The organism is Pseudarthrobacter sp. PvP090, from assembly GCF_040547365.1.
Classification (GTDB): Bacteria; Actinomycetota; Actinomycetes; order Actinomycetales; family Micrococcaceae; genus Arthrobacter.
The window spans coordinates 51,684-74,035 of record NZ_JBEPPO010000008.1; the positions used below are offsets into that span (position 1 = coordinate 51,684).

The 22,352-nt window shown below is 67.6% G+C and carries 22 protein-coding genes; 8 read left to right on the forward strand and 14 right to left on the reverse strand.

All coding sequences use genetic code 11. The features are described from left to right. Positions 1-80: 80 nt before the first annotated feature. The 4 genes from ABIC21_RS11025 to ABIC21_RS11040 form a co-directional block, all read right to left on the reverse strand. Positions 81-605, reverse strand: a complete 525-nt coding sequence (locus ABIC21_RS11025) for a hypothetical protein (RefSeq protein ID WP_354350443.1) — start codon at positions 603-605, stop codon at positions 81-83. Between the two features lie 34 nt (positions 606-639). Beyond that, positions 640-966 carry a GYD domain-containing protein gene (locus ABIC21_RS11030; protein WP_354350444.1) on the reverse strand — a complete coding sequence of 109 codons (327 nt, stop codon included), beginning with the start codon at positions 964-966 and terminating at the stop codon, positions 640-642. A gap of 112 nt (positions 967-1,078) precedes the next feature. Then, positions 1,079-1,555: an NUDIX hydrolase gene (locus ABIC21_RS11035; protein ID WP_354350445.1), complete on the reverse strand. Its 477-nt coding sequence runs from the start codon at positions 1,553-1,555 to the stop codon at positions 1,079-1,081. Further along, the gene (locus tag ABIC21_RS11040) at positions 1,552-2,187 is read right to left on the reverse strand and encodes a hypothetical protein (protein WP_354350446.1); all 636 of its coding nucleotides are present in this window, start codon (positions 2,185-2,187) and stop codon (positions 1,552-1,554) included. Before ABIC21_RS11040 ends, ABIC21_RS11035 begins: the two co-directional genes overlap by 4 nt. A 142-nt stretch (positions 2,188-2,329) precedes the next feature. Here ABIC21_RS11040 and ABIC21_RS11045 point away from each other — a divergent pair, with 142 nt between their 5' ends. Further along, complete coding sequence (locus ABIC21_RS11045) at positions 2,330-3,538, forward strand: alanine racemase (protein WP_354350447.1); 1,209 nt, start codon at positions 2,330-2,332, stop codon at positions 3,536-3,538. A 33-nt stretch (positions 3,539-3,571) separates the two neighbouring features. Here ABIC21_RS11045 and ABIC21_RS11050 read toward each other — a convergent pair whose 3' ends face one another. Together ABIC21_RS11050 and ABIC21_RS11055 are read right to left on the reverse strand one after the other, a co-directional pair. Beyond that, entirely contained in the window at positions 3,572-4,486 is a 915-nt protein-coding gene (locus tag ABIC21_RS11050; RefSeq protein ID WP_354350448.1) for an MBL fold metallo-hydrolase, read from the reverse strand. Further along, on the reverse strand, positions 4,483-4,920 hold the full coding sequence (locus ABIC21_RS11055) for a winged helix-turn-helix transcriptional regulator (protein ID WP_354350449.1): 438 nt from the start codon (positions 4,918-4,920) through the stop codon (positions 4,483-4,485). The genes ABIC21_RS11050 and ABIC21_RS11055 overlap by 4 nt, the downstream gene beginning before the upstream one ends. Before the next feature lie 98 nt (positions 4,921-5,018). Between ABIC21_RS11055 and ABIC21_RS11060 the strand changes: the two genes are divergently transcribed. Continuing rightward, a complete protein-coding gene (locus ABIC21_RS11060) occupies positions 5,019-5,879 on the forward strand; it encodes an SDR family oxidoreductase (RefSeq protein WP_354350450.1) in 861 nt (286 codons plus the stop codon). Here the strand turns inward: ABIC21_RS11060 and ABIC21_RS11065 are convergent. The 8 genes from ABIC21_RS11065 to ABIC21_RS11100 form a co-directional block, all read right to left on the reverse strand. Beyond that, positions 5,866-7,293, reverse strand: coding sequence for an MFS transporter (locus ABIC21_RS11065; RefSeq protein ID WP_354350451.1), 1,428 nt, complete (start codon positions 7,291-7,293; stop codon positions 5,866-5,868). The two genes, ABIC21_RS11060 and ABIC21_RS11065, sit on opposite strands and share 14 nt — an antisense overlap. Positions 7,294-7,304: 11 nt before the next feature. After that, on the reverse strand, positions 7,305-8,018 hold the full coding sequence (locus ABIC21_RS11070; RefSeq protein ID WP_354350452.1) for a FadR/GntR family transcriptional regulator: 714 nt from the start codon (positions 8,016-8,018) through the stop codon (positions 7,305-7,307). A 9-nt stretch (positions 8,019-8,027) separates the two neighbouring features. Next, positions 8,028-9,155 carry an L-talarate/galactarate dehydratase gene (locus tag ABIC21_RS11075; RefSeq protein WP_354350453.1) on the reverse strand — a complete coding sequence of 376 codons (1,128 nt, stop codon included), beginning with the start codon at positions 9,153-9,155 and terminating at the stop codon, positions 8,028-8,030. Positions 9,156-9,251: 96 nt separating this feature from the next. Beyond that, positions 9,252-10,172, reverse strand: coding sequence for an AEC family transporter (locus tag ABIC21_RS11080; RefSeq protein WP_354350454.1), 921 nt, complete (start codon positions 10,170-10,172; stop codon positions 9,252-9,254). Between the two features lie 125 nt (positions 10,173-10,297). Further along, complete coding sequence (locus tag ABIC21_RS11085) at positions 10,298-11,626, reverse strand: enolase C-terminal domain-like protein (protein WP_354350455.1); 1,329 nt, start codon at positions 11,624-11,626, stop codon at positions 10,298-10,300. Beyond that, positions 11,623-13,254, reverse strand: coding sequence for an aldehyde dehydrogenase (NADP(+)) (locus tag ABIC21_RS11090; RefSeq protein ID WP_354350456.1), 1,632 nt, complete (start codon positions 13,252-13,254; stop codon positions 11,623-11,625). Before ABIC21_RS11090 ends, ABIC21_RS11085 begins: the two co-directional genes overlap by 4 nt. Before the next feature lie 10 nt (positions 13,255-13,264). Continuing rightward, positions 13,265-14,179 carry a 5-dehydro-4-deoxyglucarate dehydratase gene (gene kdgD, locus ABIC21_RS11095; protein WP_354350457.1) on the reverse strand — a complete coding sequence of 305 codons (915 nt, stop codon included), beginning with the start codon at positions 14,177-14,179 and terminating at the stop codon, positions 13,265-13,267. Between the two features lie 129 nt (positions 14,180-14,308). Continuing rightward, positions 14,309-15,193, reverse strand: a complete 885-nt coding sequence (locus ABIC21_RS11100; RefSeq protein ID WP_354350458.1) for a LysR family transcriptional regulator — start codon at positions 15,191-15,193, stop codon at positions 14,309-14,311. Positions 15,194-15,336: 143 nt separating this feature from the next. On the opposite strand from ABIC21_RS11100, the gene ABIC21_RS11105 reads away from it, so the two are divergent. The 6 genes from ABIC21_RS11105 to ABIC21_RS11130 all read left to right on the forward strand — a co-directional run bounded on the left by ABIC21_RS11105 (position 15,337) and on the right by ABIC21_RS11130 (position 22,273). Then, positions 15,337-16,338, forward strand: a complete 1,002-nt coding sequence (locus ABIC21_RS11105; RefSeq protein WP_354350459.1) for a tripartite tricarboxylate transporter substrate binding protein — start codon at positions 15,337-15,339, stop codon at positions 16,336-16,338. Between the two features lie 5 nt (positions 16,339-16,343). Further along, positions 16,344-16,970: a tripartite tricarboxylate transporter TctB family protein gene (locus ABIC21_RS11110; protein WP_354350460.1), complete on the forward strand. Its 627-nt coding sequence runs from the start codon at positions 16,344-16,346 to the stop codon at positions 16,968-16,970. Positions 16,971-16,980: 10 nt separating this feature from the next. Further along, positions 16,981-18,513 carry a tripartite tricarboxylate transporter permease gene (locus tag ABIC21_RS11115; RefSeq protein WP_354350461.1) on the forward strand — a complete coding sequence of 511 codons (1,533 nt, stop codon included), beginning with the start codon at positions 16,981-16,983 and terminating at the stop codon, positions 18,511-18,513. Beyond that, positions 18,510-18,914 carry a universal stress protein gene (locus ABIC21_RS11120; RefSeq protein WP_354350462.1) on the forward strand — a complete coding sequence of 135 codons (405 nt, stop codon included), beginning with the start codon at positions 18,510-18,512 and terminating at the stop codon, positions 18,912-18,914. Before ABIC21_RS11115 ends, ABIC21_RS11120 begins: the two co-directional genes overlap by 4 nt. Before the next feature lie 451 nt (positions 18,915-19,365). Continuing rightward, positions 19,366-20,508 carry a hypothetical protein gene (locus tag ABIC21_RS11125; protein ID WP_354350463.1) on the forward strand — a complete coding sequence of 381 codons (1,143 nt, stop codon included), beginning with the start codon at positions 19,366-19,368 and terminating at the stop codon, positions 20,506-20,508. Positions 20,509-20,551: 43 nt separating this feature from the next. After that, positions 20,552-22,273 carry a SulP family inorganic anion transporter gene (locus ABIC21_RS11130; RefSeq protein WP_354350464.1) on the forward strand — a complete coding sequence of 574 codons (1,722 nt, stop codon included), beginning with the start codon at positions 20,552-20,554 and terminating at the stop codon, positions 22,271-22,273. Positions 22,274-22,352: the final 79 nt, after the last annotated feature.

Here is a 22,352-nt window from a genome sequence, read left to right on the forward strand (position 1 = left end):
GTGGGGGTAGGTTTTGGGCCGCTACCACCCCAACGAATAGGAGCGCGGCTTGATCCCAGGCGGGGTCCGCGGTGCCGTTATCAGAGATTGTGCGCCAGCAGTTCGAGCCCAATGACCACCAGGCTCAAGACTACTTCGGCGAACATAATGAGGGCTTTGTGGCGGAACGGCAGGTCGAGCCGCCGGATCGCGAGGTAGCCGACCACGAGGAGTGTCACCACGAGGACGACGGTTGCCCATTGCAGTGCCACGGCAGTCGACCACACTCCGAGGCCCGCCGCCGCGAGGAGCAGCAGCGGCGTCACCAGGACGGTGAGGGCTTCGGTGCTGACGGCGATCATGTGGTGCAGTTCCTCACCACTCGGGAGCTGGGCGTGCACCGTCAGGTGGCTCAGCAGGTCTGCAACGAAGATCCCAAGCAGGGAACCAATGACCACGATGCTGAGGGTTACCGCCGCGGCAGCGGGCGTCGTCTCGTCTGCGTGGCTCCGAAGGGCCAGCACCACAGCCAGGCTGGTGAAACTGATGTAGACGCGCTCTTTGAGGCTCGCCGCGCGATGGACGGCGGACAGCTCACGCCGCCCGGTCGGTTCGAGTGCACTCATCGGGGGAGTCCTCTCTCTGCGTGGGACGGGATCGTCAGGTGGCGGGAGCGCGGTACCCGACGTCCGCGGCCATCCGCAGGGCGTCCAGCGTTTCGTCGACGGTCAAAAGCACCGTTGTTTCCAGGGAACTCAGCGCTCCGCCGCCGGTGATGGCCAGCGCCACCGCGGCCATGGATACGTTGTTCGGGGCCTCCCACAGGTTGTAGCCGTCGTGGCTGCCGAAGGCGTACCAGAAGCCGTGGAGTTTACCCCCGACCGATTCAATATAGGCCTGGGCGGCCTTTCCGCGGTCTTCCGGGTTGCTGATCATCCTGGCCCAGGTCTCAGGGGTATAGCTGAACTTCGACAGATAGAGCGGCATTGTCTTTCCCTTTCGTTCGCTTCCGGGAGTGCGGATTACCCAAGGATGGCAGTCCGCTGCCGGGCCAGCAATGGCAGGCGGCGGCCAGGGAGGTGGCCGGGCGACGCGTCCGTCACGTACTTCGGCCCTCCAGATGCTGGATCAGCGCGTCAAGGATGGGGAGTTGGCCGCCGACCAGCCGGGTGCGGGCTTCCTCCACTCCGGCCCACTTGGCGTCGTCGACCTCGGGATAGTTGCGGACCGTGCCGGACCCCTTCGGCCAATCCAGTGCGAAGGTGTTGCTCACGACCCGTTCGGGGGCGAAGCCGGACTCGGCCGTGAAGACCGTGATGACCTTTCCCGAGGGCTGCCGGAACGCACCGAGCCGGAGGTAGTCGGCCGATGGTGCAGGAGACCCCATCTCTTCGGCGAACTCGCGTTGCGCGGCGACCAGCGGGTCCTCGTCTGGAAGGTATTCGCCCTTGGGAATCGACCAGGCGCGGGCATCCTTGCGGGCCCAGAACGGTCCGCCCATATGGGCTATCCACACTTCCACTTCGCCTCCGCCGCCCCGCCGGTACAGCAGGATTCCTGCGCTCCGGATCGTCATTGCGCACCTTCAGTCCGGGGCGGCCGGGGGTCCTGGTCCGGTCGTACTTCTCCGGCGCCGCCGGGAAGGAACTGGCGGTTCCGGATCCGTGATTCGCCGAATTCGATGGCCAGCGGGTCGATGTCCCACGGCCCGCGGCCCCGCCACTTGGGGCGGCCGACGGCAACGTGGGGTGTCCAGTGGGGGTACCTGAAACCGAGGGCGCGTGATCCGAGGATAAAGTCATCGACATTGTCCACCAGCAACTCGTCCAACAGTTCATGCAGCGCCTTCACGAGGGAAACCTGGTAGTCCCGGACATGCGGGGGCACCTCGACCTCCAGCCCGCTGACGCGCCCGCCGCCCAGCAGGACCAGCCTCCCGGACGTTCCGGTGAAGCCTGCCAGCACGGGCAGACCCTCCAGCCAGGAGACCGCCTGGCTGGTGGCTTCCTCGGCGGTCGTGATGCCCCTGGTCCATTCCGCGATGTCGCGGGCGAAGTCCGTCAGGACGCCGATGTGCAGCAGGGTCAGGTGCAGCCCCTGTTGCCTGCGCAGCGCGTCGACCTGGCTGCCCAGTCCCTCGTAGTCGGAGGGCCCGGAGCCGATGGTCAGTACCGGTACCTCCACCGTGATGCGCGGCGGCGTTTGCATTCGGCCCCTTCCGTCCGCAGTGGCTGCTGGCTCCCGCTGTCATTATCCTCCCGGGCGGCGGGCAGGGACTCAATAGCGTTAGAGGGCGCCGCGAGGCATACCGGGCGGATCCAGCCCGGCAGGGCCGTGGCAGAATAGCCCCGTGAGCAGCCCGATCCAGCCCCATAGCGGAACCGATATAGATGTCGAGGCGGGGATGGTTGCCGCCCCGGCGTATCCGCAGTTGCGGCTCAATATCGCTGCCCTCGAGAACAACGTCCGGGTGATGGCCTCCTGGTGCGGGCAGCGGGGCGTGGATCTGGCCCCCCATGTCAAGACAACGATGTCCGCGCCGGTCATTGCCCGCCAGATGGCTGCCGGCGCCGTCGGCGTCACAGTCGCCACCGTGGACCAGGCCGCGTCGGCGCTGGGCTGGCGGCACCGGCACGTTCTCGTGGCCAACGAGGTGGTCGACCGGTACGGGCTGATGCGCCTCCGCGTCTGGCTGGAGGAGGATCCGGGGCTGGAAATCCGCTGCTTCGTAGATTCCGCCGCCGGTGTTGAGGCGGCGGCCCGGGTGTTCGCCGGGGCGGCCGTCAGCCTTGAGGTGCTGATCGACGTCGGGTCACCGGACGGGCGTACGGGTACCCGGAGCCGCCAGGAAGCACTCCGCCTGGCCGGGCTGGTCCACGGTACGCCCGCCCTCCGGCTGGTCGGTGTTGCCGGTTACGAGGGCGTTGTGCCCAACAGCAGGGCGGCGTCCACGGTTGACGCCGTTGACCGGCACTGCCGGCTCGTGCGGGACGTGTATCTGGACACCGCACAGTATTTTGAAACCGACGCCCCCATCTACTCCATGGGCGGGTCCGCGTTCCCGGACCGCGTCGTGGAGTTCCTGCCCGACGACGGCCTGGTGCCCGGCACCAGAAGGATCCTGCGGTCCGGCTGCTATGTCACCCACGATCACGGCACCTACGCCGGCGTCAGCCCGGTCCAGGGCCTCATCCCCGCGGTTTCCGTCCGGGCCGTTGTCCTGTCCACCCCGGAGGAGGGAATGGCCGTCGTCGGGGCCGGCAAACGGGATCTTCCCTACGACGCCGGGCTGCCGGTGTTCCTGTCCGCCCGCACAGCGGACGGCGCACCCAGGGACGGGGCGGCCGCCGTGGTGCGGAACCTGTTCGACCATCACGCAGTCCTCACCGGGGTGAGCGGACTGGACGTCACCGATGTGGTCGACTTCGGGATATCCCACCCCTGCTCCGCCTTCGATCGCTGGCCCGAGTACGTCGTTACCGACGGCGACGGGCAGGCCACCGGGGTGTGGCGCACGGACTTCCACCGGTCCTCCTTGGCAGCGGGCCGGCTATCGTGAATTGCTGACGCCGCCCCGGGATCCGGGGCAGCGCTACCGGCCCAGTGTCCGAAGCAGGGCGAAAGCCCGGAACAGCAGGAGCCGGACGGACTGGGCCGCGGACTCCAGCCGGCAGGGCCCGTTCCAGATGATGAAATTCGCGTAGCGGTGTGCCCCGGGGCGGTCGGCCCTGAGGGCTGCCGCGTCCCGGATCGCGTGCAGGTCCGCGACCGTCAGGGGAAGGGGGGCTTCGCCGGGGTGCCACGTTGAGCCGAGCGGAAAGTCCCTGAACGGCCTGGCCGACATTTCGATGTGGGCGCCAAGAACCACCCTGACCGGATGTGCCGCACTGAAGTCGCAGAGGGCGCGCAGCGAATCCTGGAAGGCCGGAAAATCCTGCACATACAGCCGCCCGGGATAAACCGTGTCCCCGGTGAGCAGCATGCCCGTGGCGTCGTCGTAAATGGCGACGGCGGAAGGATGGTGCCCCGGCGTCGGGATCACCTCAAGAACCCGGCCGCCAAGGTCCACGCGGGCCCGGCCCCGGGGCCAGTGGTCGATCCCGAAGAACGCGGCAGCATCTTCGGCTGAATGGCCCACGACCCGGGTGTGCGGCCGGTCGGTGAACTGCCCGTCCCCGGCGACGTGGTCCCCGTGGGCGTGCGAGTGGGCCACGATGAGTTCGTAGCGGTGCCTGGGGTGTGTGCGCAGCCAGCCGTCAATGAGTGTGTCGACGGTCGCCCGAAGGGGAAATCCGGTGGCGTCCGCCGTCGCGCCTGTATCGAGAAGGAAGGCACGGTCCTCGCCGAACAGCAGGTACAGGAAGGGTGCCTCGAAATCCGTCGCGATGCTCTGCCGGAGCAGGGCCGTGTGGGGCGCGGCCATGTGCACCTGGATCGGTGGGGCCGGGCTGCGGCGGCGGGACCTCGTCCCCGCATACCAGCGCACGTCAAGATCGAGTTCCGTCATGGCGCTATGTGTCCGTGCGGGGCTTCCGCGGCGTCGCCGGATTCCCCGGAGCCGGCGGTGCCGGGGACGCTGACGATTTCGTCGGCGTGCTCGGCTATCCAACTGACGAGCGGGAGCAGCACGGCCACCAGCTCCCGGCCACGGTTACTGAGGCTGTAATCGACCCTGGGCGGGATGACCGGCTGGGCGTCGCGATGGAGGAAGCCGTCCCCTTCCAGTGTCTTGAGGGTTTGGGCGAGCATTTTCTCGCTGATGCCTTCGGCCCGGCGCCGCAGTTCGCTCCAGCGCTGCGGGCCGTTCCACAGCGCGACCAGGATCAGCACGCCCCACTTGCTGGAGACGTGGTCGAGGACCGTGCGGCTGGGGCAACCGGCGGGGAAGATCCCGTCCGCGCCCTGCAGGGGAGAGAGGCTGTTCCCTGTACTTACTGTCATGGCAGTACCTTACTTCAAAGTGCGTACTTTCTTTTGGGAAGCATTGCGGTTTCGGTGCCGTTGGCATGAATGTCAGCCATCCCCGTGAAAGGACCACCATGACCATCGTTATCACCGGCGCGACCGGACAGCTCGGCCGCCTTGTTGTTGAAGCCCTCCTCGAGACCAGCGTGCCCGCGGGGCAGATCGTGGCCGCCGGCCGGGATGTGGCCAAGGTCGCGGACCTCGCCGGCCGGGGCGTCCAAGTCCGGCAGATCGACTATCAGGACCCGGCCTCCCTGCGGACGGCCTTCGCCGGTGCCAGCAAGGTGCTGCTGATCTCCGGCAGTGAAGTTGGCCAGCGCCTTGAGCAGCATCGGAATGCCATCGAGGCCGCCAAGGAGGCCGGTGTCGGGCTGGTCGTTTACACCAGCATCGCGAATGCCGGCCGCACGGACATGCAACTGGCGGCGGAACACGAGGCCACGGAAGAGGCCCTGTCGACGTCGGGTCTTCCGTTCACGCTGCTCCGCAACGGCTGGTACCTGGAGAACTACACGGACCAGCTGGGCAGCTACCTCCAGCACGGCGCCGTCCTCGGCAGCGCCGGAGACGGGCGGGTCAGCGCGGCCACCCGCGCCGACTATGCCCGCGCCGCTGCGGCGGTGCTCCTCCGCGATGACCAGGCCGGGAAGGTCCACGAGCTCGGCGGCGACGTGCCCTTCACCCTCAGCGAGCTGGCTGAGGAAGTCAGCGCCGCCGCCGGGCAGCCGGTGGCCTACCAGGACCTGCCCGTGCAGCAATACGCGGAGCTGCTGGTCGGTGCCGGACTGCCCGCGCCGTTTGCGGCCATCCTTGCGGACAGCGACCGCGGCATCGCGCGCGGCGAACTGCTCGTCACCAGCGGGGACCTCAGCAGGCTCATCGGCCGGCCCACAACTTCCCTGCGCGAGGCAGTGCGGGCGGCTACGGCGCAGTGACGGCTTCCCGGGAAATCCGTCCGGCCCCATCCCGGACTCCGTCCCCGTAGCGGACGCCGGCCACCTCCCGGACCGCTCCGTCCCGGACCGCTCCGTCCCGGACCGCTCCGTCCCGGGGTCCGGTGCGGGTTAGGCGTTCCCTGAGGAAATAGACCAGGCCGGCGGCGGCCGTGGAGGCGGCGGCGAGAGCGAAGAGCCCCGGCGTCACGCTTCCCGTCTGTTCCTTGATGATCCCGAACCCGAAGGGCGCCACGAAACCGCCCAGGTTTCCCAGCGAGTTGATGACGGCGATCGCGGGAGCGAGGACCAGCGGATGGAGGCCGGACTGGGGAATGGTCCAGAACAGGGGCGATGCGCTCTTGAAGCCCATCGCGGCGACAGACAGGAAAATCAGCGCCAGGACCGGGGACGCGACGGCGGCCGCGAGGGTCCCGGCGGCGGCCACCAGCAGCGCAACCACCAGCAGCGGGCGCTTGGACGTTGCTTTGTCCTGCCACCGGGCCGCGAAGTACATGGCCACGATGGCGCACACCCACGGAATGGAGGACAGGAACCCGACACTGAGATCCGTGGTTCCCGGGATCCGCCTGATGATGCTGGGGAGCCAGAAGGTGTTGGCGTAGACGGAGAGCTGGATGGCGAAATAGATGCCGCACAGCAGCAGGATCTGCGGGTCCAGCAGCATCTTCCAGCGGCTGGCACGCCCTTCCCCGGCGCCGGCGTGCCGGGCGTCCTCTTCCGCGATGGCAGCGCCCAGGGCGGTTTTTTCACCGCGGCTCAGCCACTTGGCGTCCTGGACCGTGGCGTCCAGCACGAAATACACGGCGATCCCGACCACCACGGAGAGCAGGCCCTCGAAGCCGAACAGCCACTGCCAGCCGCGCAGGCCCAGAACGTCGTGCAGGCTGAGCAGCATCCCTGCGATGGGCCCTGAAATGGCGGCGGCAACTGAGGATCCGGCGATGAAGATCGCCGTGGCCTTGCCGCGCTGGCCCGCCGGCACCCATCGGGAAAAGTAGAAGATGACCGCTGGGAAGAATCCGGCCTCGGCGGCGCCCAGCAAGAACCGCAGGACGAAGAACCAGGTCTCGTTCTGCACGAACGCCATCAGGAAGGAGACGATGCCCCAGCTGACCATGATCCGGGAGAGCCAGATCTTCGCCCCGAACTTCTCCATCATGACGTTGCTGGGCAGTTCAAAGATGGCGTAGGCGATGAAAAACAGTCCGGCGCCAAGACCGTAGGCCGCAGCACCGATGCCCACGTCTGCTTCCAGCTGGGCCTGGGCGTAGCCGATGTTGGACCGGTTGAGCTGGTTGCACACGAGCATGACCAGCATGATGGGCAGGACCCGCCGGAAGAACTTCTTCGTGGCGGTTGCCAGGTCCGTGACAGCGGTGTCCGCAGACTGCATCCGGACAGTCCCTAGCTGCCGGCCCGGCGCCCGGCAGCGGGCGTGCGGAGCCGGCGTCGGGAGTTTGCCAGGTGGCTGCGCATGGCCGCCGACGACGACGCTCCGTCGCCCTCGGCGATGGCGGCGTAGATGGACTCGTGTTCCAGCACCACTTGCTCGAAATGCTCCCGCACGTGGTGCTCACCGCCGGTCATGAGGCGGGTCCTGGGCATGGCGATCATGGTCTGCCCCAGCGCCGCCAGGCAGTCGGAATAGAACGGGTTTCCGGTGGCGGCTGCGATGGCCCGGTGGAACTCGTAGTCCGATTTCATGGCGTGCGCCGGGTGGGTCCCGCTGGCGGTGAACTCCTCCAGCGCCGTGCGGACCGCCTGCAGCTGCCGTTCCGAGCGGTTCCGGGCCGCCAGGGCGGCAGCCTCGGACTCGACGCCGATGCGGAACTCCAGCAGCCTGGCGCGGTCTTCCAGGCTGACCACCGGCCGGATCCCGGGCACCGGCGGCGCGTCGGCCGGGGGAGGGGTCAGCGCAAAGCTGCCCCGCCCCCGTTCGGTTTCGACGAGCCCTTCGGCCTGCAGGCGGGTGAGCGCGGACCGGACCACTGTCCGGCTGACGCCGAATTCGCTGATCAGGGTGTTTTCGCTGGGAAGCTTGTCCCCCGGCTGGATGACGCCGTCGACAATGCGCATGCGAAGATCGGCGGCGAGGTCCGCGGTCAGGTTCCGGCTCATGGTTCTAGGTTACGTGCCGAATTCCACCGACTCGGTCGTCCAGGCCCGCGCCTGGTCGCTGAGTGTGATGCCCAGCCCGGGACGGTCCGGAACCAGCATGCGGCCGTTCTTGGTTTCGAGGCGTTCGTTGAAGAGCGGATCCAGCCAGTCGAAGTGCTCCACCCACGGTTCGCGCGGGTAGGCCGCGGCGAGGTGGAGATGGATTTCCATGGCGAAGTGCGGGGCCAGGCCCAGTCCGCGTTCGTCCGCCAGGGCAGCGAGGCGGAGGAACTGGGTGATGCCGCCGACGCGCGGTGCGTCGGGCTGGATGATGTCGCAGCCGTTGGCTTTGATCAGCCCCTGGTGTTCGGCGACGGACGCCAGCATCTCGCCGGTGGCGATGGGAGTGTCCAGGATTTGGGCGAGATGTGCGTGGCCTTCGAAGTCGTAGGCGTCGAGGGGCTCCTCGATCCAGACAAGGTTGAATTCCTCCAGCTGGCGGCCCATCCGCAGGGCGGTGGCGCGGTCCCACTGCTGGTTGGCGTCGACCATCAGCGGCACGTCCCAGCCGATGTGTTCGCGGACCCCGGCCACACGGCGGAGGTCCTCGGCCGTGTCCGGCAGGCCCACCTTGATCTTGATGCCGCCGATGCCCTCGTCCAGGAGGGCCGTGGCGCGGGCCTTGACCTCGTCGAGCGAGGCGTTCAGGAAGCCGCCGGAGGTGTTGTAGGTCTGCACGGAGTCGCGGTAGGAGCCGAGGAACTTGGCCAGCGGCAGTCCCGCGCGCTTGGCCTTCAGGTCGTAGAGCGCGATGTCAATGGCGGCCAGTGCCTGCGTGGCGACGCCGGAACGGCCGACGGACGCGCCCGCCCACAGGAGCTTGGTGTAGAGCTTGCCGATGTCGTTCGGGTCCTCCCCGATGATGCCTTCGGCGACCTCCTTGGCGTGGGCGTACTGGGCCGGGCCTCCGGCGCGTTTGGAGTAGCTGAAGCCGATTCCGCGGTGGCCCTGCTCGGTGGTGATTTCGGCGAAGAGGAAGACAACTTCAGTCATGGGCTTCTGGCGCCCGGTGAAGACTTTCGCGTCGCTGATCGGGACGGCGAGCGGCAGCCGTGCAGTGGAAAGTTTTACGTGGCGGATCAGGTCTACGCTGGTCATGGATTCTCCCTGGAGGTCTTGCCGGGCTGCACCGCCCCGCACCAACTTAGGATACAAGTTATTAACTTGTATAACAAGTACTTTCGGGAATGGACCCTAGCCGAGCAGCCAGGCAACGACGAGCAGCGCGCCGGCGCTGAGAACGGTGGTGCAGAGGATCACGTCGCGGGCCATCGTCATGCCCCGCCCGTAGGGGGAGGCGAAGAGGAACACGTTCTGTGCCGTGGGCAGGGCCGCCATGATGACGATTGCCAGCAGGTGCTGGCCCTCCAGGCCAAAGACAAAGCGGCCCAGTGCCCACACGATGAGCGGCATCCCGGCAATCTTCAGGGCGGTGGCGACCAGTGTCTCGGTGCGGCCGTCCCCCTTTTGCAGCGGCGCCTTGCCGGCCAGGGAGAGTCCAAAAGCGAGCAGGACCATGGGGACGGCCCCGCCGGCGAGCATGTCGATGGGTTTCTGGAGCAGGACAGGTGCGCTCCAGCCGGTCAGGGCGACGGCGGCGCCCAGCCCGGACGCGATGATCATCGGATTCGCGAACGGCTGGAGTAGAAGCTTTTTCCAGGAGATCCTGGAGCCCCCGGCCAGGCCCAGGACAGTGAGGTAGAACGGGGCCATGACCAGGATCTGCACCAAGAGCACCGGGGCCACATGCTGTGCGGTCCCCACGGCGTAGAGCGACACGGGGATGCCGATGTTATTGGCGTTGGCATAGCTGCTGGCCATGGCGCCGACGGCGGTTTCGGCGACGGGCCGCCGGAAGAACAGGAAGCTGAGCAGGCAGTAGAGCACGCCCACGGCCGCCGCGGACAGCAGCGCCAGCGGGGCGTCGGTGCCCAGCGCGGCGCGGATGTCACTTCCGGCCACGACCGTGAACAGCAGTGCGGGGTTGGTGACGTAGAAGGCGGTGCGGGTGAGGGCGCCCTGGACCTCGGGGCCCAGGATGCGCAGCCGGGCGGCGCAATAGCCGACGGCGATGACTGCGGAGACAATCAGGATTCCGGAGACAACGCCGCCCAAAATTTGCCCTTCGAAGGTAGCTGCGGGCCGGCATCCGGCCGGACGTGGGATGCCGCACGGCCGGCTCCGGTTGCGAGGGGAGGCGGCCGTGCGGGGTTTCAGGTGCGGCTGTTCGGCCGCACCGGTCAGCGGACCAGGCAGGGCCGCTTGGGGTCGAAGGTCCAGCCGTCGATGTAGTACTGCATGCCGATGCTGTCGTCGCGGGCATCGAGCCCGTGCTCCAGGTACAGCTGGTGTGCCTTGGCCAGGGCGTCGCGGTCCAGTTCGATCCCCAGGCCGGGCGCAGCCGGAACTTCGATCGCGCCGTCCCGGATCTGAAGCGGTTCCTGGGTCAGGCCCTGGCCGTCCTGCCAGATCCAGTGCGTGTCCAGCGCCGTGATCTCGCCCGGGGCGGCCGCACCGGTGTGGGTGAACATGGCCAGGGAGATGTCGAAGTGGTTGTTCGAGTGCGAGCCCCAGGTCAGTCCGAACTCGTCGCACAGCTGGGCCACCCGGACGGAGCCGTGCATGGTCCAGAAGTGCGGGTCGGCCAGCGGGATGTCGACCGCGTTGCTCCGGATGGCATGGGACATCTCGCGCCAGTCCGTGGCGATCATGTTGGTGGCCGTCCTCAGCCCGGTGGCGCGGCGGAACTCCGCCATCACCTCGCGGCCGGAGAACCGGCCCTCGGCGCCGCAGGGGTCCTCGGCGTAGGCCACCACGCCCTGCATCCGCTTGCCCAGGCGGACGGCCTCGTCCAGGAGCCAGCCGCCGTTGGGGTCCAGGGTGACCCGCGCTTCCGGGAAGCGCCGTGCCAGGGCCGTGACCACGTCCACCTCGGCGTCGCCGGAGAGCACTCCGCCCTTGAGCTTGAAGTCGCTGAAGCCGTAGCGTTCCTGGGCGGCCTCGGCCAGGGCCACCACGGCCTCGGGGGTCATGGCCTCCTGCCGACGCAGCGTCTCCCAGCGGTCTGCCGGGTTGTCCTCCACCAGATACGGCAGGTCCGTCCGGGCGTGGTCGCCGATGAAAAAGAGGTATCCGAGCATCGGCACCGAGCCGCGCTGCTGCCCGTCGCCCAGAAGTTCCGCGACGGGCACGCCGAGGAACTGCCCGTGGAGGTCCAGCAGCGCCGATTCGACGGCGGTGACGGCGTGGACAGTGGTGCGCAGGTCGAAGGTCTGCAGGCCCCGGCCGCCGGCGTCGCGGTCCGCGAACTCCGCCGAAACTTCCCGCAGCAGCGAGCGGTACCGTGCCACGGGCCGGCCCGTGATCAGTCTGCCGGCCTCCTCAATGGTGCTGCGGATCTTCTCCCCGCCGGGCACTTCACCGAGGCCGGTGCGGCCTTCCGAATCGGTCACGATGACAATGTTGCGGGTGAAGAACGGGCCATGCGCGCCGCTGAGGTTCATCAGCATGCTGTCGTGGCCCGCGACGGGAACGACTTCGACGCGGGCAATGGTGGGCTGCGTGGTCACGCGTTGACCTCTGCTTTCTCGGTTGCTGCCTCTTCGGCTGCGGCGGCTTCGAGGAGGCCGTCGACCCGGCGGTTCAGCCGCCACGGATTGCCGTCCCGGAGCGGCGCCGGGAGCAGTTCCTGCGGCAGGTTCTGGTACGCGACCGGCCGCAGGAAGCGGTTGATGGCCAGGCTGCCGACGGAGGTGGTCCGCGTGTCCGAAGTGGCCGGGAAGGGGCCGCCGTGGACCATGGCGTGCCCGACCTCGACGCCGGTGGGCCAGCCGTTGACGATGATCCTGCCGACCTTCTGCTCCAGTACCGGCACGAGGGGTGCCGCCGCCGGGTAGTCGGCCGGGGTGAGCTGCAGGGATGCGGTGAGCTGGCCTTCAAGCCGGCCGGCGGCGTCGATCAGTTCCTCGGTGTCCGAATAGCGGATCACGAGGCTGGCCGCGCCGAAAACTTCCGCGTGCAGCACGGGGTTGGACACGAACTCGCCGACACCGGTGCCGAAGATGGCGGGGGCCGGGGCGTTCTCGGTGGCGCCTTCCGCGCCGTGCCCGAGGACGCTGACATTGTCGGCGGAGCCCAAGGCCTCGGCTCCGGCGCGCCAGGATTCGGCGATTCCGGCCGTCAGCATGGTCTGTCCGGCGCAGGCGGACACGGCGCGGCCGACGGCGGCGGCAAGTTTGTCGCCCGCCGCACCGGTGGGGGCGAACAGGAGCCCGGGGGAGGTGCACAGCTGTCCCGAGCTGCCCGTGACGGCCGCAACGTACTGCGATGCCAGCGCGTCGATGTCTTCGGCATTGCCGGCGATGGCCCCGGGGAAGACGAAGACCGGGTTGAGTGAGGACATTTCCGCGTAGACCGGAATCGGCTCCGGCCGTGCGGCGGCGGTGCGCATCAGGGCGATGCCGGCGGACTGCGAGCCGGTGAAGCCGACGGCCTTGATCGCCGGATCGGCGACGAGGGCCTGGCCGATGCTGCTGCCGGGCCCGTAGATCAGGGAGAACACTCCCGGGTGGAGCCCGAAGTCTTTGACGGCTTTGACAATCGCCTGGCCGACGAGCTCGCCGGTGCCCGGGTGGGCGTTGTGCGCCTTGAAGACCACCGGGCAGCCGGCGGCGAGGGCGGAGGCGGTGTCCCCGCCCGCCGTCGAGAAGGCCAGCGGGAAGTTGCTGGCGCCGAAGACGGCCACCGGGCCGAGCGGGATCTGCCGCTGCCGGATGTCAGCCCGCGGCAGGGGGGCGCGGTCCGGCAGTGCGGGGTCGACCCGGACGCCGCGGAAATCGCCCTGCCGGACGACGGCGGCGAAGAGGCGGAGCTGGCCGGCGGTGCGTGCCCGCTCGCCCTGCAGCCTCGCCGCCGGCAGGCCGGTCTCGAGGCCGGCACGCGTGATGAGCTCTTCGCCGATCGCCTCGATGTTATCGGCGATGGCCTCCAGGAAGCCCGCATGGGTCTCCGGGTCCAGGGTGCTGAAGGAGGGGTAGGCGGCGGCGGCGGCGCTGGTCGCCGTCGCGAGCTGTTCTTCAGTCAGGAGTGTGTAGCCGGGCTCGAGCTGCTCGTTGGTGGCGGGGTTGCAGCCGTGGGCGGTCTTGCCGTCCCCGGCGACCGGCCGGCCTGCGATGAGTGAGTGTCCGTTGAGGGTCACGGGGTTCCTCCTAGGAAACGGTTGCGATGAGGGCTGTGAGGTCCGCGAGGTCCTGCGGTGCGAGGTTCTGCAGGGGCGGCCGGACCCCGCCGGCGGAGCGGCCGATCGCGTCGAGGCCGCCCTTCACGATGGATACGGAGTAGCCCTTGACCCGGTCGCGGATGTCCAGGTAGGGGATCACGAAGTCGTTGAGCTTCTTGTTGACGGCAACGCGGTCGTTGTTGCGGACGTCCTGGTAGAAGTCCAGGGCGAACTGCGGGACGAAGTTGTACATCGCGCTGGAATAGGTGCTCATGCCCAGCTGGAGCAGCGGCAGGGCAAACGTCTCCGCGGTGGGAAGGCCCCCGAGGTAGAACAGGCGGTCGCCGAGCTTGGCGTAGACGCGGGCGTCGTGCTCAAGATCGCCCACGCCGTCCTTGAAACCGATCAGGTTCTCATGGCGGTCCGCCAGGGTGGCCACCGTGGTGTCCTTGTAAATGGCATTGGCGCGGTTGTAGATGATGACGCCGAGTGAGGTGGACTCGCAGATGGCGCCCACGTGGTCGATCAGGCCGCCCTGGTCCGCTTCCGTCAGGTACGGCGGCAGAAGCAGGATGCCCTCGGCACCGGCTGCTTCGGCGGCCTGGGCGTTGCCGATGGCCTGTGCGGTGGATCCGCCGGCGGAGGCCAGGACGGGCACCAGTGCACCGACCTCCTCGACGGCGGCGCGGACCACCCTCGCCGACTCGTCCGGTGTCAGCGAGAAGCCTTCGCCGGTGCCGCCGGCGGCAAAGAGGCCCGCAACCGGGAAGCTGGCCTGCCAGGCCAGGTGTTTGCGGTAGTTTTCCTCGTCGAATTGCAGCTGTGCATCGAATGAGGTCACGGGGAACGACAACAGGCCGTTCTTGAGGGTGTCTGCGAGTTCCAAGGGTGTGTACTTTGCCACGATGGGGTCCTCCGGGTGAGCGCCGTGATGGCGTGAGTGGGGCGGTTCCCCTCCAGCGTAGGCTCGGCTGTCATGCCTGTCTAAGTTCGTTTTTGTATGCATTGATACCCTCGGGGCATCGCCGGGAGTTTACTCCATTTGGTAGTCGAGCTCGGTCAGCAGGCGGCGCAGAGCCGGGTTCGCCACCTTGCGGTTCCAGATGGCGTGCAGTTCCACGGGTTCCCCCGGGCTGCCACTCAACGGCAGGAATTCAACACCCTGGATGCCCAGTGCCGTGGCGGAGTGCGGCACGAAGGCAACCCCGCGCTTGGCGGCGACCAGCGAAACCATGGTGAGGATCTGGCTGACGGTGTGGACCACATTGCCGTGCTGGATGGGAAAAGTGCGGATGACAAGGTCGTAGAAGTAGCGGGCCTGCTGCGGCGAGTGCATGATGAGCGGCTCGTCCTTCAGTTCCTCGTTGTCGATGTCCCGGCCCAGGCCTGCCAGCCGATGACCGGACGGAACGGCGAGCACCATCGACTCGCGGTACAGCAGGTGCGAATCAAAAACATCGCGGTCAAAGGGCGGCCGGGCCAGACCCAGATCCAGCTCGCCGGTCTGCAGCGCCTGGATCTGCTCGCCGGACACCAGCTCCTGGAGGTCGATGTCGACGTCGGGCAGCCTCGTGGAGATCTCTTCGAGCAGCGGACCCAGGATGCTGAGGCCGCTGGCGGCCGTGAAGCCGATGCGCAGCAGGCCCGAGCGGCCGGACGCGATGCGGCGCGCGGTCACGGGGGCACGCTCGGCGAGCGCCAGCAGGCGCCTGGCCTCGTTGAGAAAGGCCACCCCCGCGTGCGTGAGCTGGACCTTCCGGTTGTCGCGCTCAAGGAGTTCCGCGCCGACGCTCCGCTCCAGTTTCTGGATCTGGCGGCTCAGCGGCGGCTGTGTCATCTGCAGGCGTTCCGCCGCGCGGCCGAAGTGGAGTTCCTCCGCGACGGCGATGAAGCCGGACAGCTGGTCAAAGGTAAACATGATGCCTTCCTGGTATCACCCTATGCATATTTGGGCTTAGACAGGCATCATACCGGCTCCCTAGACTCGATTCAGCGAACCGGGAAGTGACCCGGTTCACATACTTCCGGGGCCCCGCCCCGCAGTGTCAACGAGGAGTCCCAATGATGCACTTCCCCAACCGCCGCACCGTACTCGGAGCGGCCTCAGCCGTCGCGCTGCTGGCACTGACCGCCTGCGGCAACGTCGCGGCCGGCAGCACCAGTACTGCCAAGTTCCCCAGCGGTCCGGTCAACCTCACCGTCGGGCAGGCCGCCGGCGGGAGCACCGACCTGATTGCCCGCGCCATCTCGGAGGGGGCCGGCAAGACGCTCGGCGTCCCGATGCCGGTGGTGAACAAGCCGGGCGCCAACGGCGCCCTTGCCACCAAGGAAGTGGCGGGCAAGCCCGCTGACGGCCAGAACCTGCTGCTGGTCACCGCCTCGCTCATCACCATCACCCCGCTGGCGGTCACCGCGGACGAAGCCGTCAGCATCGACGATCTGGACATCATTGCCGGCCTGTCCCAGGACGACTACGTGCTCGTGGCCAGCAAGGCATCGGGACTCAACACCATTGCGGACCTGACCGGCGCCGGCCGGAACATCACCTTCGGCACCACGGGCGTCGGCACGGGCAGCCAGCTCGCGCAGACTGTGCTCTTCAAGCAGGCCAACGTTCAGGGAACGGACGTCCCGTTCGACAGCGGCAAGCCCGCCCTCACGGCGGTCCTCGGCAACCAGGTCGAGGTGTCCACCATCCAGCTCGGAGAGGCCATGCCCCAGATTCAGGCCGGCAAGGTGACCCCGTTGCTCGTCTTCTCCGAAGAGCGGAACTCCTTCCTCCCGGACGTCCCCACCGCGAAGGAATCCGGCTATGACGTCCCCGTGGCGCAGTACCGCGCCGTCGCGGCTCCCAAGGGAACCCCGCAGGATGTGAAGGACAAACTCTTCGCAGCCATCCAGGAAACCCTCAAGACGGAGTCCTACAAGGAATTCAACAAGAAGAACATGCTGACCCCGAAGGAAATCTCCGGAGAAGAAGTCGTGACCCAGTGGAAAGAGTACGCCGCCAAGTACAAGTCCCTGGTTGAGAAGTACGACATCAGCCTCAGCGGGACCAAGTGACCCGAGTGAAGACGACAGACGCTGTGCCCGGCGGAGCGGGGAACGCCCCTTCCGCCGGGCACGGCCCCGACGGACTTCCGGTCGCACCGGCCGGCGGCGTCGCGGGCGGACTTCCGGGCGGCGCTGCGAACGGCGGCGAGGACGACCTGACACCCGAGCAGCTGGCCGCGCAGTGGGAGGAGGAGAAGCCGCCCGCCGCCGGGCTGCGGGCCAATGCGGCATCCTCAGCGGTGGTAATCGCCGTTGGGCTCGGCGCCCTCATCCTGTCCCTGGCGATGGGCCTCGGTACCCCCGCGGCACCCCAGCCCGGTCTGTGGCCGTTCATCATCAGCTGCGTGATGGTAGCCCTGGGGCTGTTCCAGCTGATCATCGGCCGGCACAACCGGGATGCGGAAAAGTTCACCCGGATGTCTCTGGCGCCGCTCACCGGTCTGGTCACGCTCGCCGCCATGGTGGCGCTGATGCCGGTCATCGGCTTTGAACTGCCCGCCCTCGTCCTGTGCGTGATCTGGATGCGGTTCCTCGGCGGCGAAACCTGGCGCTCCACGCTGCTGGTCAGCGCGATTGTTGTCGGTGCGTTCTACGGCATCTTCGTCCTGGCGCTCAACACCTCCATTCCCCACCTCTTCTAGGAGCACCCCCGTGGATTTTCTGAATCCCGTGATTAACGGTTTCGCCGTTGTCCTGGAGCCCACCAACCTCCTGTACTGCCTCATCGGCGTCGTCATCGGCATGCTGATCGGGGTGCTGCCCGGTCTGGGGCCCGCGGCAACCATCGCCATCCTGCTCCCGCTGACCTACAACGTTGAGCCCGTGACCGCCATCATCATGCTGGCGGGCATCTTCTACGGCGCCCAGTACGGCGGCACCATCACGTCGGTGCTGCTGCGGCTGCCCGGCGAGGCCTCCTCAGTGGTCACCGTCTTTGACGGCTACCAGATGGCCAAACAGGGCAAGGCCGGCACCGCCCTCGGCCTGGCCTCCATCGGTTCCTTCGTCGGCGGCACGGCCTCGATCATCGGGCTGACCTTCCTGGCCCCGGTCGTGGCGAGCTTCGCCCTGGACTTCGGACCCGCCGAGTACTCCGCCCTGGCCCTGCTGGGCATCCTGCTGGTGGCGACCATCAGCAACGGCGCCAAGACCAAGGCGCTCATCGCCGCGGCCCTCGGCCTGCTGCTGGCGACGGTCGGACGCGATATTTTCACCGGCGAAAGCCGCTTCACGTTCGGAAGCCTGGAGCTCGCGGACGGCATCGACTTCGTGCCGATCGCCATGGGCGTTTTTGGCCTGGGAGAAATCCTCTACAACCTCGAGGAACGCCACCGGGCGGCGAAAGCCCCGTCCAAGGTCACGAACGTGTGGCCCTCACGCAAGGACCTGAAGCAGGCATCCGGCGCTATCGGCCGGGGCTCGGTCCTCGGGTTCTTCCTGGGAATCCTGCCCGGCGGCGGCGCCACGATCGCCTCCATGGCCTCCTACGCCATGGAAAAGAAGCGGGCCAAGCAGCCGGAACGCTTCGGAAAAGGCGCGCCGGAGGGGGTTGCCGGACCGGAGACGGCCAACAACGCTGCCGCCACCTCGTCGTTTATTCCGCTGCTGACCCTCGGCATCCCCGCCAACGCCACCATGGCCCTGATGTTCGGCGCACTCCTGATCCAGGGTGTGACGCCGGGGCCCCAGCTCGTGGAGCAGGACCCCGAACTGTTCTGGGGCGTGGTGAACTCCATGTATATCGGCAACATCCTGCTGCTGATCATGAGCCTGCCGCTCGTCGGACTCTTCGTGAAGATCCTCCGGGTCCGCGCCGCGATCCTGGCACCCGTCACCGCCCTGATCACGCTGCTCGGCGCATACACCATCAACAACAGTATGTTCGACGTCACGCTCGTGGTGGTCTTCGGCATCGTTGGCTACCTGATGAAGAAGTTCGGTTTCGAACCGGGACCGCTGGTCCTGGCGTTCGTCCTCGGCTCCCTGCTGGAGAGCTCACTGCGCCGTTCACTGCTGGTCTTCGGCGGCGACGCGACGGGGTTCTTCAGCCGCCCGATTTCGGCGACGCTGCTCATCGCCTTCGTGCTGGTCGCCGTCCTTCCGGGCATCCGGACCATGCTGGCCAAGCGCAAGCCCTCCGCCCCCGGAGTGCCCGCCCCTGAAAACATCAAGGAGAAGGTATGAGCATCATTGTCGGATTCGTCCCCACACCCGCAGGGGAGGCGGCGCTCACGGCCGGCATCGCGGAAGCAACCCGCCGGAACGAAGATCTCGTCATCGTCAATTCGGCCCGGGAAGGTGCCCTGGTGGACAAGGCCGTGGCCACTGCCGGGCTCCTTGAGGAGGCCGCGAAGCGCGCTCAGGATGCCGGTGTCAGAACGTCCGTGCTGCAGCCGTCCTATCAGCACGATCTCGCCGATGAGTTCCTGGAGCTAGCGCGGGAGGTCAACGCCTCGTTGATCGTCATCGGACTCCGTCACCGCTCCCAGGTGGGCAAGTTCATCATGGGCAGCCATGCCCAACGCATCCTGATCCAGGCCGACCGGCCGGTTCTCGCCGTAAAGGCCGACGGCGCAGGGCGCTAGGACGTTCCCAGCGAGCGGTCCAGGAAAAGGGGCGGGCCCGAACCGAACGGTTCAGGCCCGCCCCTTTTTCGTTCCCGGAAGGCCAGGGGGCCGACGACGGCTGGGGGAGAGAACCCCGGTCTCAGAGGGCTCTCAAGCGTCGCCGACCCCGTCTCACACCGGACCCCATGCTCCGGCAAGTAGACGCATTCGGTCCAACACCAACAACGTTCAGCAGCGCCGTGGACCTAGTACTATTCAACACCTTGAATGCCGAAAACGGGGAGGAATATCTGAGGTCCACTTGGAGGTTTGGGCCGGGGGTTTCATCCTTTCCGGGTGACGGCACCCGGCCGGGGCAGTCGTAGCGTTGGGGTACCCCGGCAACGGACCACGCCCCGCGGCGTCTCATGAGCAGGACGAGCCGCCGTTGAGGCGGAACTCCATGATCCCGACAGCCCAGTCGAAGCGAGTGAGCGCGATGATAACCCTGAAGAAACATGGTGCGGTCACAGCCGAGTCGCGGGCGCTCGTTATCGGCAGTGCCGGCTTCCTTCTCCTCGGCCTGGTCGCTTTCCTGCTGGTCGGACGGGAACCTGTTGCCTTGTCCGGACGGGGTTCGGTGGGCGATATTGCTGCGCTCGGGACGGCGGTCCTCGGTGCCGCGGCCGTGGTGATCGGTTCCCTGCAACGTTGGGGGCCGGGATCATCACAGCCCGCCGCGGGCAGCCGAACCCGCCATAACATAGACATCGCCGCACTCGCTCTGGCCCATGCCTGCATCTTCCTGCTCGGCTGGCTGGCCCTGTTCTCGATCTTCCAGCGCGCGTTCGTGGGCGCGGTGCTGTACCCCGTGGCTGCGGCAATCCTCGTCGGGGTCACCGGAGCCATCAGTGCCTACGGCGCGTACCTGTCGGCAGTCACGATGAACGCCTACCGGCTCGCCGCGCTCCTGGCCGTTTTCCTCGTCACAGGTGTACTGACGAGCATGCTCACCGCAGAAGACCCGCAGTGGTGGCAGGAAAACCTCAGCGCCCTCGGCATGAGCTCCGACGTCTCCGGGGTGGCATTCAATGTGACGCTGATCGTCGCCGGCATCGTGGTGACAACCCTGGCCGGCTACTCCACCAAGACACTCGAATTGACGGCAGGTACCGCGTCCTCGCGCCGCCGGGTGCGCCAGCTGGAAGTCGGCATCATCCTCATCGGAATTCTCCTGGCCTGTGTGGGCTTGTTCCCCGTCGATGAGCAATTCTGGCTCCACACCGCGGCAGCGTCCGGCATGGTGGTGGTATTCGGAACCCTGATTGTCCGCATGCGTTCGCTGGTTCCCGCGATCCCTGCGGCGTTTAACGTACTGGGGCTGGTGTTCCTGGCGGTCATCGCCTTCGCCGTGGTGATGTACTTCCCCGTCGGCTACTACAACCTCACCGCCGTCGAGCTCATCGCCGCCTCGCTGGTCTTCGCCTGGCTGATCGTCCTGATCCGCAACCTCGCCGCTGTCGACGCCGACCAGCTCACGGCCATCCCGCCGGCCCGCCCGCAGATCCAGCACCCCGACACGGCCGGCCACACTGCTGCACCCGGAACAGACAGGGCCGCCGCGGAATCCTGAAGAGCGCGGAATCCTGAAGAGACAGCGACAGGCGGGACGAGGCATGAAGAAACTGCAGCGGGGACGGCCGACCGGGCTGCCCATCGCAGGCCAGCTCCGCACCTACGACCGCGCCTGGCTAAGAGGCGACCTGATCGCCGGGGTGACAGTCGCGGCCCTGATCGTTCCCAAGAACCTCGGGTATGCCGGGATCGCCGGGATCCCGCTGCAGAACGGCCTCTATGCGGCAGCGGCCGGCGCAATCGTGTACGGGATATTCGGCTCCTGCCGGCAGATTTCGATGGGCCCAAGTTCCGGACTAGCGGCGGTCGCCGCGAGCGCGGTGCTCGCGGCCGGCATCACCGGCGAGCAGGATACCGCGTCCTTCGTAGCGGGGATCACCCTCGCCTCCGGCATCCTGTTCCTGCTGCTTGCCGTCCTGAAGATGGGCTGGATTGCGCAGTTCCTCTCGCGGGCCGTGGTCACCGGGTTCCTCTTTGGCGCGGCGATCGACGTCGTGATCGGGGAACTCCCGAAGCTCACCGGGACAGAGGTCACCGGTTCGAACCCTATCCAGGAGTTGCGGTCGTGGCTGGGAACCCTGGGCGAGGCACAGCAGACGACCGTCATCGTGGGGGTTGTTTCGCTCGTTGTGGTCTTCGGGCTGAAGGCGATCGCGCCGAGGGTCCCCGGCGCCCTGGTCCTGGTGGTGGGCGGACTGCTGGCGGCGGCGGTGTTCGATCTCGGGGCCAAGGGGGTGGCCCTGGTGGGCGATGTGCCCAGCGGGTTGCCGGGGCCGGAACTCCCGGATGGCCAGCTGATGTGGGACAACGCAGGAACGGTGGCCCTCGCGGCGGTGGCGCTTGTCCTGATCGGCTTTTCCCAGACGGCGGGGGACGCGCGGGCGTTCGCCGCCAAGCACCGGTACCAGATTGACATCAACCAGGAGTCCATTGCGCAGTCGTTCGCCAACATGGCCGCGGGAATCTTCAAGGGGATGCCCGTCTCGACGAGCCTGTCAGCGAGTTCGCTCAACGACCACTCCGGGGCGAAAACCGGCCTGGCCTCGCTCACGTCCGGTGCCACCGTCCTGCTCACGCTGCTGTTCCTGGCGCCGCTGTTCTCGAACCTGCCCAAGCCGGTGCTTGCGGCGCTGATCATCGAAGCCGTTGTCATGGGCATGATGAACCTGCCGGAGATGCGGCGGCTGGCCCGGGTGCAAAAGTTTGATTTCTGGATTGCCGTCGCAGCCATTATCGGCACCCTCATCTTCGGTGTGCTGGCAGGCGTCATCATCGGGATCGGACTCTCGCTCATCTGGCTCGTCGGTGTCGCCACCCACCCGGAGATGCCCTCTCTCGGACGGGAACGGGGCACGCAGGTCTTCCGCGAAGTGGATGAGCACCCCGGTGACGAGGTGATTCCCGGGGTGGCCGTGATCCGGTTCGACGGCGGACTCTTCTTCGCCACCGCGGACGCACTGGAGGACCGCCTGCGCGAGACGATCCACTCGACGCCCGGTCTCACCGGAATCGTCCTGGACTGCGGCGGGATCAATTTCGTCGACTCCCAGGGCGCCGCGAAGATGGCGGACATCGCGGACCTCGCCCGGGAGGCCGGCGTCACCCTGCGCCTGGCCCGGCTGAAACCCGCCGTCCGGGCCACCCTGGCACGGGACGGGGTGATCGAGCGGATCGGCGCGGAGCGAATCCACGGCAACATCTACCGCGCCGTGGAGGCGGAAGAGGCCGCCGCGAACAAGGGGCGCGACGACCAGCAGGGTTAGCAGCCTGGCTGGAAGGTCACCCGCCGGGAATGATTTGCCCGCCACACCAAGTGGCTAGCTTGGGGGGAGCAGCCTATCC